This is a genomic window from Nonomuraea sp. NPDC003804, assembly GCF_040610675.1.
Lineage (GTDB): Bacteria > Actinomycetota > Actinomycetes > Streptosporangiales > Streptosporangiaceae > Nonomuraea.
This window is the reverse complement of the sequence record NZ_JBEXMT010000041.1, coordinates 81,952-91,261: the sequence shown is the minus strand read 5'-3', so window position 1 is coordinate 91,261 and position 9,310 is coordinate 81,952. Positions and strand designations below refer to the sequence as shown.

Sequence of the window (9,310 nt, the reverse complement as noted above, 5' to 3'; positions counted from 1 at the left end):
ACGTTTCCGTCGCCGCCTTCCACTGGAGCCGACCGTACGTCCGCGTGGCCGGAAGGGTGACCGGAAAGGAGGGCCTGAACTGTCAGTGGCCGGGAGCGAACTGGCTCAGGGACACCTCCTGGGCCGCGGCGACCTCCTCCTCCGTCGCCGTGCCCGACTTCTCGACGGCCGTCACCCAGGCGAGCACCGACTCCTTCGAGAAGGCCAGCGCCTCGGGTGAGTGGGCGGCCGCCACCGGGTCGCCGCCTGCCGTCTGGCCGCTCAGGTAGAGCGAGAGCCCGAGGACGGCGCCGTCCCAGCCGGGGCCGACGTACAGGGCGCCGGCGCCGCTGCCCGCGATCTCGATCGGCACGGTGTGCTTCATTTCCAGGACCGTCGCGCCGGGGCCGTCGGCGGCCAGCCGTACCTCGACCACGCTGGTCTCGCCGCCGAACGTCACCCTGAAGGCGTGCGGCGGCTCGCACGTCAGGATCTCGCCGCCCGCGTTCCCTTCCAGCTGGAAGGTGCCGCCCACCCGAAGCTCGCCGCTGATCGGCATGAACCAGCGCTTGATTCGGTCGGGGTCGGTGAGGGCGTCCCAGACGTCCTCGACGGCGGCGTCGTAGGTGCGGCGCAGCCGTACGGTGACGGTCTCGCCGCCGGCGGCGGGCTGCCGGGCGACCTCGCGGCCGATGGCGGTGATCTGCCGGGCGATGTCGATCATGGTGTTTCCTCCTCGTTGGCTTCCTGGTCCTTCTGCCGCCGTTCTCGTGCGCCCCGGGCCAGTTCGGTGGCCAGGGCGTCCAGGTGCTGGTTCCAGAAGCGGCGGAAACGCTCCAGCCACATGTCGACCTCCTGGAGGGGTGCGGCGTTCACCGCGTAGAGCCGCCTGGCGCCGTCGGCGCGGACGCTGGCGAACCCGCTGTCCCTGAGCACGCGCAGGTGCTGGGAGACGGCGGGCTGGGAGATGCCGAACTCCGCCCTGATGGCGGAGGTGACCGCTCCCGACGACTGCTCTCCTTCGGCGAGCAGTTCCAGGATCCGGCGCCGGACGGGGTCGCCGAGTATGTCGAATGCGTGCACGAGCCGACTATATAAGCTCCATCTTATATAAGGCAAGTCTTATAAGCGCGTGTCGCTTGCTCATCGGCTCGACACCGCCGGGTTACGCTGCCATCGACTTCCGGTCATGAACGCAGGTCATGTTCGAAACCGCAGGCCCCCTCCCCGGCCCCGAGGAGACCCATGTTTCGACGACTCGGCCTCGTCATCGCGACCGTGATCGCCACCCTCCCCGCTCCCGCCGCCGTCGCCGCCCCTGCGGCCGCGGTCGTCAACGTCGCCCACCGCGGCGCCTCCGCGTACGCGCCCGAGAACACCGTCGCGGCCTTCGAACTGGCCGACGACCAGGACGCCGACATGGTCGAGCTCGACGTCCAGGAGACGAAGGACCACGAGCTGGTCCTCATGCACGACACCACCCTGGCCCGCACCACCGACGTCGAGCGGCGCTTCCCGCGCCGCGCCCCCTGGCGGGTCGGTGACTTCACGCTCGCCGAGATCCGCAGGCTCGACGCCGGATCGTGGTTCTCCCCGGATCACCGGGGCGAGGCCGTGCCCACCCTCGGCGAGGCGCTGCGGGCGATCAGCGGGGACGGGCTCGGACTGCTGCTGGAGATCAAGGCCCCGCACCTCTACCCGGGCATCGAGTCGCGCGTGGCCGAGGAACTGCGCCGGAGCGGATGGTCGAGCGGGCTGGTGGTGCAGTCGTTCGACTGGGGCTCGATGCGCCGGTTCCACCGGGTCATGCCGCAGGTCCCGGTGGGTCTGCTCGGCACGCCGTCGACGGGGGAGCTGGCCGGGCTGGCGAGGTTCGCCACACAGGTCAACCCACCCCACCACGACCTCACCGCCGACTACGTCAGGCAGGTGCACCGACACGGCATGGAGATCTTCGCCTGGACGGTCGATGACGCCGACACGATGCGTCGCCTGATCTCCTCTGACGTCGACGGCATCATCACCAACCGTCCCGACGTCCTGGACGAGGTCACCGACACGTAGCCCGCGGATCAGCCGCAGGTTCCAGCCGTCGCCTTCGGATCGAACGGCACGCCCGCCACCCCGGCGGCCGGTCACGGTCGCGGGCCGGGATCGCCGGCACGCGACACCATGGGTGCCAGCCGCTGCTGAACAAGTTCTGCGCCAGGGTGAGCCTGCCCGGAGGGCGGGGTGCCCACGGGGGGCGCTACCTCTCGCCCGCCCACGTCGAGCAAGGGGTTCCAACCGCTACGCGAGTGATGGCACTGGGGGCAGCTGGGACACTTGGTCCAGAACTGGCTTGAGTTCGCGCCGTACCAGTCGGCGTATGGTCCAGACGTGCCTTATTCGCGGCACGGTCGGCGGGAAACGCGTGAACTGCGGACGCCATTGGCGGTCGAAGGACAGGATTCCTGTGAGGGGGAAGTCCCATGGGAGCCCCTTGGTGTGGGGAGCGGGTGGAATGTCCGGTAATTGCGGTAGCGGTGGCCACTCGGCTCCGGCTGCCTCGGTGGACGACCTCGTCGCGTACTCCTGTGCGACACCTTCCCGGAAGGCGTGGTAATCCGCCTCGCCATAGATCAGCAACAGCAGCCGGGTGGGTGCGATGGTGCGTAGCGCTTCGGTGAATTCCCACATCGTCCCGGGACCCGGGGCCGCCGTCATGATCACTGCGTGCGCGCCCTGGAGCAACCTGCTCACCGTGTCCTGCCAGTCGTCAACGGGCACGTAGCCGCGCTCCGCCCCGATCTCCGGCAGACGCTCGCCGGGTTGCCCGATCGCGACGACACGGCCGAGGCCACGGAACTGCCGCACCCCGAATTCCTCCTGCGTGAGCCCCGGCAGCTCGAAGGGCGAGCGGAAGTACCAGCCCGGGGCCTCGGTCGGTGGTAAGGCCATCACGGGGTCAACGGCGAAGGGCCGTAGGTAGAGCAGATATCGCTCCCCGATGAGATCCTCGAACAAGGGGATGATCCGGTGGCGGTGCTGCCTTCCCCGTTTCAACAGAGCGCTGCTGCCGGCGAAGAGCAGACCCCCGGTCGCCAAGACGGCGGCCATGATCAGCAGGCGTACCCACAAGGGGAGATGTGCCACGTCGCCATCCGCCTCAGATACAAGGCTCTTGTACAGCGTGTTGCCGCTGAAGAGCATCAACAGCCCCAGGGCGCCCAGCGTCCACGCCAGAATGGTCAACGCGCATCCTCGGACAGGGCTTTGATGTGCCCGTCCGCCAACGGACTCGACGGTCGACGTTTCCGCGTCAGGATCAGTTGTGGCGTCGAGCCGGCTGCCGTGGTCACTTGATCGCTCGACCGGACCGCCGACATCCACGTTGAGGCCGACCGTGGCGCCAAAAACGATCAACGGCCAGGGGCCGGAAAGCCCGAAGGTGTACGCGTCGGCAACGACAACCAACGCACCAGACGCGGGGGTGGCGATCAGCGTCACGATATGGACAAGAGTCTGCGGTCTGTCCAGTTGTCCAACAACCAGGCTTCTGACGATCGCAACAGACACCGCGCATGCCAGAGGAAAGACGATGAAATGGATGGCCACGTCGGCAACGAAGAGTATGAACCGTAGGAATGTGGCGTTCTGCAGCTCGTCGCGGATCGCAAGATAGGACAGCCTGCCGAACTGCCTGCGTTCCCACACGTGGTTGACTGTCGCCATCCACAGCGCGATGAACACCGAGACAAGCAGGCCTCGCTTGACCAAGGCGTGCGCCGCTGCCGTACGCGAACCGGACCCACTCGTTGTGCGGCCTTGACGGGCGTGAATGACCGCTGCGATCGCCTGGACCGACGCGGCAGCGACAGCGATCCACATGACGACATCGAGCACAGGAGACACTCGCCGATTGTCTTCGACGATCTTCCAAATGGGGCCGAGAACTCACCGGCGGAGCCACGCGATCTGGGTGGCCACGAATGTCGGCCGGAGTCGATTTCCTCGCGGTGGTCAGCGGGCCGCCCGCGCGTTCTCCTGGAGCGAGGTGATCTTCAGACCACCGCGATCGCCAGCCCGCCCGCGACCACCCACAGCCCGAGGGCGGCCAGGAGGACGGGCGCGTTCCATGCGCCGAGGTCGGCGTACCGCCCGCACAGGCCGGCCCCGCCGGAAGCCAGACAGGTCAGCCACCAGGCCAAGACGAGTCCCGACCTGCGGACCCTCGACAGGTCCCTGCCAGGCGGCTGGCCCCCTGGCTGGGAGGTGGCCCAGATGTCGTCGATGATCCCCTTGGGCACGAACAGGTTGAGGATCGGAAGGATCCAGCCGGCCACCAGGAAGACGGCGGCGTAGGTGTGCAGGACCGGCGCGGCCAGTATGCCGGAACGGCGGTGTGGCCGGTAAGACTGGAACCCTGCGCGGCCGGAGGTGAGAGTGGTGGTCAAGGACGGTGACGGGTGGATCCTGTGCTCGCAGGGTCACACCCACTGGGGCCGGTACGGCGCGGCGGGCCTGCTCGCCGTCCACTGGGACCAGGACGGCGTGCCGCGCGTGCTGATGCAGGAACGCGCCCCGTGGAGTCACCACGGCGGCACCTGGGGGCTGCCGGGCGGGGCGCGCGACAGTCACGAGGACCCCGTCGAGACCGCGCTGCGCGAGGCCAGGGAGGAGGCGGCGCTGTCGGGGGAGGGGCTGCGGGTGCGCGGCGTCTACCGTGACGACCACGGCGGCTGGCTGTTCGACACCGTGATCGTCGAGGCCGGCACGCTGCTGCCGGCCGTACCGGGGAACGAGGAGAGCGCGCAGCTGTGCTGGCTGACGCCGCCCGAGATCGCCGGCCTGAAGCTCCATCCGGGATTCGCCGTCACGTGGCCGCGGATCCAGACCGCCCTGAACCCCGAGCTGGTGGTGCTCGACGTCGCCAACATCGTCGGCGCGCGGGCCGAGCACGGTTGGTGGCGGGACCGCAAGGGCGCGGCGGCCAAGCTGCTGGCGGAGGCGGCGGGCGCGAGCCTGCGGCACCTGGTGCTCGCCGAGTGGTTCCCCGACGTGGTCGCGGTCGTGGAGGGCGCGGCCCGCGGTCTGCCGCCCGTCGGCGGCATCGAGGTCGTCGACGCCGACGGTAGCGGCGACGACGCGATCGTCGAGATCGTACGGCAGGCGAAGCCCTGGGAAAGGGTGCTCGTCGTCACGGCGGACAGGGGGTTGCGCGAGCGGGTCACCGACCTCGGCGCCGGGGTGACCGGCCCGAAGTGGCTTCTTGGCCGGCTCTGACCTGGCACCATGTGCCCATGTCTGTCCCCCGGACGCTGGAGATCCCGCCCGACGAATGGGGCCGGCCGCGCACCGGCAGGCAGCTTCCGTGGCTGTTCCTCGGCATCGTCGCCGCCCTGCTGGCGGGCAGGTTCCTGCTCGCACCCCAGCTGACGGATCCAGGGCTGCAGACGTGGGCCACGATCTTCGTGGCGATCTGCGTGCAGGCGCTGCCGTTCCTGGTGTTCGGGGTGGCGCTGTCGGCGGCGATCGCGGCGTTCGTGCCCGAGGGTTTCTGGACCAGGGCGCTGCCGAAACGGCCCGCGGTGGCGGTGCCGGTGGCGGGACTGGCGGGGGCGGTGCTGCCCGGCTGCGAGTGCGCCTCGGTGCCGGTGGCGTCCGGGCTGATCAGGAAGGGTGTCACGCCCGCCGCGGCGCTGGCGTTCCTGCTGTCCTCGCCCGCGATCAACCCGGTGGTGCTGGTCGCCACGGCGGTCGCCTTCCCCGGTGAGCCGCTGATGGTGCTGGCCCGCTTCGCGGCGTCGCTGGTCGCCGCGGTGTGCGTGGGCTGGCTGTGGCTGCGCTTCGGCAGGAGCGAATGGCTGCGCGCCAGGGGCCACCACCACGGCTCGTTCCTGGCGGCCATGCGCCACGACCTGCTGCACGCGGGCGGTTTCCTCATCGTCGGCGGGCTGGCCGCCGCCACGCTCAACGTCGTCGTGCCGCGCGAGTGGCTCACCGCGGTGGCCGGGGTGCCGTGGTTGTCGGTGCTGGTGCTGGCGGCGCTCGCGGTGCTGCTGTCGATCTGCTCGGAGGCCGACGCGTTCGTCGCCGCCTCGCTGTCGGCCTTCTCTCCGACGGCCAGGCTGGCCTTCATGGTGGTCGGTCCGATGGTCGACCTCAAACTGATCGCGCTGCAGACCGGGACGTTCGGCAGGGCGTTCGCGGCGAGGTTCGTGCCCGTCACGCTGGCCGTCGCGATCACGGCCAGTGTCCTCGTCGGCTGGATCCTGCTGTGAGCCGGATGTCGCAGAACCTGGTCCTGATGCTGCTCGGCGGCGCGCTGCTGCGCATCTCGGCGTTCTCCACCATTTACGTCAACTACGTCAAGCCGGGCTTCCGGCCGTTCCTCGTCGCGGCGGGCCTGGTGATCTTCGTGATCGGGTTGCTCGGCCTGGTCCGCAGGACCGCTCCCGGCGACCACGACGGCGACTGCGACCATCACGGGCCGAGGGTGGCGTGGCTGCTGTGCCTGCCGGTGTTCGCCGTCTTCCTGATCGCGCCGCCTGCTCTCGGCTCGTTCGCCGCGGCCAGGTCGGACGCCCCGCCGCCCCGGCCGCAGGCGCTGGACGCCTACGCGCCGCTGAAGGGCGACGAACCGGCCGAGATGCCGATGAGCGAGTTCATCGGCAGGGTGTTCAGCGACTCCAGCCAGACGCTGAAGGGCAGGACGGTCAGGCTCACCGGCTTCGTCACGCCGTCCAGGAAGAAAGGGCAGTGGTACGTCACGAGGATGCAGCTCGCCTGCTGCGCCGCCGACGCCTACGCGCTGAAGGTGATCGTGCGTGACGCGCCCCCGCCGAAGCCGGACACGTGGGTCGAGGTCACGGGCACGTGGGTGCCGACCGAGGTGGACGAGGACACCACCGGCGTCGTCCACGCCGAGCTGGCCGCCGTCGATGTGAAGCCGGTCGCGGCCCCCTCGGAACCGTACGAGTAGGGCGGCGGGCTCAGGGGAAGGCGGCGTTGAGCCCGGTCACCTCGAGCACCCGCCGCAGCACGCCGTGGACCCCCGTGAGACGGAGGCTGCCGCCGCGCTCCCGCACGTGACGCAGATGGTCGATCAGCACCCAGAGCCCGCTGGAGTCGCAGAAGTCCAGCCCCGCGGTGTCGACCACGATCGTGTGGACACGCTCCTCCAGCAACTGCGACAGGTGGTGGTCGAGCACCGACGCGGTGAGCTTGTCGAGGTCACCCTCCAGCCGCACGACCGCCGCCCCCGTGGAGCGCTCCACCTCGACATTCAGTTCGGCCAACGCGGTTGCCTCCGGTGTAGGAGCCTTCTCCCGACGGTACACCTCTGCCGGAGGCGGCGTTAGCCGCTATGGTGGTGTGCGCACTGGAGGGTTCGCATAGTGGACGAGTGCAGCCGCCTTGAAAGCGGCCAGGTCAGCGATGGCCTCAAGGGTTCGAATCCCTTACCCTCCGCTCACGCTCCCGCGAAGCCGTCTCCGACGGCCGCGGCGAGCTGCAGATAGGCGTCCCTCGTCGGCTCCTGCAGCCGGTCGAGGTCGATCTCGGCGCCCTCTTCCAGATGCGGGTCGTACGGCACGCGGACCACCGTACGGCACCGCGCCGCGAAGTGCGCCTCCAGCTTGGCGATGTCCACCGCGGACTTGGAGCGCGGCCGCACGCTGCACAGCACCACCGTCGCGCTCCCGACCAGGTCGCCGTAGTGGTGCGCCTCCAGCCAGTCGAGCGTCGCCGAGGCGGCCCGCGCGCCGTCCACCGACGGCGAGCTGACCAGCACGATCTGGTCGGCCAGGCCCAGCACACCCGACATCGCCGAGTGGAGCAGACCGGTGCCGCAGTCGGTGATGCAGATGGAGTAGAAGTTCTCCAGCACCTGCGCGACCTGCTGGTAGTCGGCGGCGCTGAACGCCTCCGACACCGACGGGTCGCGGTCGGAGGCGAGCACCTCGAGGCGCGAGGTGGCCTGCGAGGTGAAGGCCCTGATGTCGACGTACCGCTTGATCTGCGCGCGCTCGTTGAGCAGGTCGCGCACGGTCGCCGAGGTCTCCAGCTCCAGCTTGTCCGACAGCGTGCCGCGGTCGGGGTTGGCGTCGACCGCGATCACCCTGTCGCCGCGGACCTGCGCCAGCGTGGCGCCCAGGCCGACCGTCGTGGTGGTCTTGCCGACGCCGCCCTTCAGGCTGAGCACGGCGACGCGGTGGTGCCCCGCCGAGACAGGGGTGCGCGCCCTGGACACCAGCGCCCTGCGACGGCGGACGTCCGCGGGCTCGCCTGGCTTGATCCACCCTGCCGACGCCTTGTAGACCAGGCGGCGCCAGCCCTTGGCGGGAGCGTTCCGCCTGCCGCGCAGCAGCGAGTCGGGGTCGAGGCTCTCGGCGGTCGGCCGGTCGCCGGCGGGCGGGCGGGGCGGCGCGGCGAACGCCGGAACGGGCGGCTGGGGGCGGCGCCGTACGGGGAAGGGCTCCTCCTGCACGACCACCTCCACCGAGGTCTCCACCGAGGTCTCCAGCGCGGGCGGCTCGATCCACGGCCGGGTCTCGTGGCGATCCTCGTCGTACTCGGCCTGGTGCCGCGTCGGCTCGGGGCGCGCGGGCTCGTGCCAGGCCGGCTCGTGGGGCTCGGTCACGAAGCGCGGGGGCGCGGAGTCGGCCTCCCTGGGCAGGCCGAACGAGAAGCCCTCGAAGGCCGGCTTCTCCTGGCGCGGCGGCTGGACGGCCGGTTCGGTGTCGACCACCTCGCCCTCGACCGTCTCCACGTCCGTGATGCCCTCGAAGCTCTCGGCGGGCGGCTGCGGCCACGCCGGACGCGGCCAGGAGGGGTCCGTGCGCTCCTCGGCCGGCAGCGGGTCGAACATGCTGCCCGCGGGCTCGCTCTCGAGCGGCTTGTCGAAGGCCGTCATCCGGTAGGAGTCGGTGTCGTCCGGCCGGGGCAGCGGCTTCAGCGGCGCCATGAAGGCGTCGTCGTCCCGTCCGAAGGCCGGGGGCCGGGGCTCCGCCGGCGCCGCCTCCTCCTCCGCCGCTTCCTCAGAGGCTGCCTCCTCCGGCACCTCGTCCTCCGGAGAGTCCTCGGCCGGGGGCTCCTGCGCCGCCTCGGGGCCGTACACCGAGTCGACCGCGGCGCGGAACAGCGGCGGGGTCGGGGTCTCCTGCTCGGTCGGCACCGACAGCCACGGGTCTTTCGGATACGGTGAAACGACGGTGTCGTCCGCGGCTACGGCGACGGCACCGGTCTTGGCGCTGACCTTGACGGACTCCTCGTCGTTCTCCTTGATGGCGTCGAGCCAGGCGAGCTGTTCCTCGAGAGATTCCTCACGATCGTGCCGGGCCACCGTGTT

General features: G+C 70.4%; 10 protein-coding genes and 1 tRNA gene. 5 read left to right on the top strand and 6 right to left on the bottom strand.

Annotation, left to right across the window (positions count from 1 at the left end; all coding sequences use genetic code 11):
- Positions 1-82: 82 nt before the first annotated feature.
- Together ABZX22_RS39785 and ABZX22_RS39780 are read right to left on the bottom strand one after the other, a co-directional pair.
- Positions 83-703: an SRPBCC family protein gene (locus tag ABZX22_RS39785; RefSeq protein WP_354920549.1), complete on the bottom strand. Its 621-nt coding sequence runs from the start codon at positions 701-703 to the stop codon at positions 83-85.
- Positions 700-1,062: a metalloregulator ArsR/SmtB family transcription factor gene (locus ABZX22_RS39780; protein WP_354920546.1), complete on the bottom strand. Its 363-nt coding sequence runs from the start codon at positions 1,060-1,062 to the stop codon at positions 700-702. The genes ABZX22_RS39785 and ABZX22_RS39780 overlap by 4 nt, the downstream gene beginning before the upstream one ends.
- Positions 1,063-1,224: 162 nt before the next feature.
- Between ABZX22_RS39780 and ABZX22_RS39775 the strand changes: the two genes are divergently transcribed.
- On the top strand, positions 1,225-2,043 hold the full coding sequence (locus tag ABZX22_RS39775) for a glycerophosphodiester phosphodiesterase family protein (protein WP_354920543.1): 819 nt from the start codon (positions 1,225-1,227) through the stop codon (positions 2,041-2,043).
- A gap of 225 nt (positions 2,044-2,268) precedes the next feature.
- Here ABZX22_RS39775 and ABZX22_RS39770 read toward each other — a convergent pair whose 3' ends face one another.
- Positions 2,269-3,873, bottom strand: a complete 1,605-nt coding sequence (locus ABZX22_RS39770; RefSeq protein ID WP_354920540.1) for a hypothetical protein — start codon at positions 3,871-3,873, stop codon at positions 2,269-2,271.
- Positions 3,874-4,022: 149 nt separating this feature from the next.
- Positions 4,023-4,415 (bottom strand): DUF4328 domain-containing protein, encoded by a 393-nt coding sequence (locus ABZX22_RS39765; protein ID WP_354920537.1) that lies wholly within the window; start codon positions 4,413-4,415, stop codon positions 4,023-4,025.
- On the opposite strand from ABZX22_RS39765, the gene ABZX22_RS39760 reads away from it, so the two are divergent.
- From ABZX22_RS39760 to ABZX22_RS39750, 3 genes are read left to right on the top strand one after another with little or no spacing between them, the layout of a single operon-like run.
- Entirely contained in the window at positions 4,408-5,244 is an 837-nt protein-coding gene (locus ABZX22_RS39760) for an NUDIX hydrolase (RefSeq protein ID WP_354920534.1), read from the top strand. The two genes, ABZX22_RS39765 and ABZX22_RS39760, sit on opposite strands and share 8 nt — an antisense overlap.
- 17 nt (positions 5,245-5,261) lie before the next feature.
- Positions 5,262-6,242 (top strand): permease, encoded by a 981-nt coding sequence (locus ABZX22_RS39755; protein WP_354920531.1) that lies wholly within the window; start codon positions 5,262-5,264, stop codon positions 6,240-6,242.
- Between the two features lie 5 nt (positions 6,243-6,247).
- Positions 6,248-6,943, top strand: coding sequence for a TIGR03943 family protein (locus ABZX22_RS39750; protein ID WP_354920555.1), 696 nt, complete (start codon positions 6,248-6,250; stop codon positions 6,941-6,943).
- 10 nt (positions 6,944-6,953) lie between these two features.
- On the opposite strand, the gene ABZX22_RS39745 is transcribed toward ABZX22_RS39750, so the two are convergent.
- On the bottom strand, positions 6,954-7,259 hold the full coding sequence (locus ABZX22_RS39745) for an STAS domain-containing protein (RefSeq protein WP_354920528.1): 306 nt from the start codon (positions 7,257-7,259) through the stop codon (positions 6,954-6,956).
- Positions 7,260-7,344: 85 nt separating this feature from the next.
- Between ABZX22_RS39745 and ABZX22_RS39740 the strand changes: the two genes are divergently transcribed.
- Positions 7,345-7,431, top strand: a tRNA-Ser gene (locus ABZX22_RS39740).
- Between the two features lies 1 nt (position 7,432).
- On the opposite strand, the gene ABZX22_RS39735 is transcribed toward ABZX22_RS39740, so the two are convergent.
- Entirely contained in the window at positions 7,433-9,304 is a 1,872-nt protein-coding gene (locus tag ABZX22_RS39735; protein WP_354920525.1) for an AAA family ATPase, read from the bottom strand.
- Positions 9,305-9,310: the final 6 nt, after the last annotated feature.

Bases quoted from the DNA above. Each gene is read 5' to 3' on its own strand.
- ABZX22_RS39750 (WP_354920555.1), top strand. From the start codon at position 6,248: ATGTCGCAGAACCTGGTCCTGATGCTGCTCGGCGGCGCGCTGCTGCGC.
- ABZX22_RS39785 (WP_354920549.1), bottom strand. From the start codon at position 703: ATGATCGACATCGCCCGGCAGATCACCGCCATCGGCCGCGAGGTCGCC.
- ABZX22_RS39775 (WP_354920543.1), top strand. From the start codon at position 1,225: ATGTTTCGACGACTCGGCCTCGTCATCGCGACCGTGATCGCCACCCTC.
- ABZX22_RS39755 (WP_354920531.1), top strand. From the start codon at position 5,262: ATGTCTGTCCCCCGGACGCTGGAGATCCCGCCCGACGAATGGGGCCGG.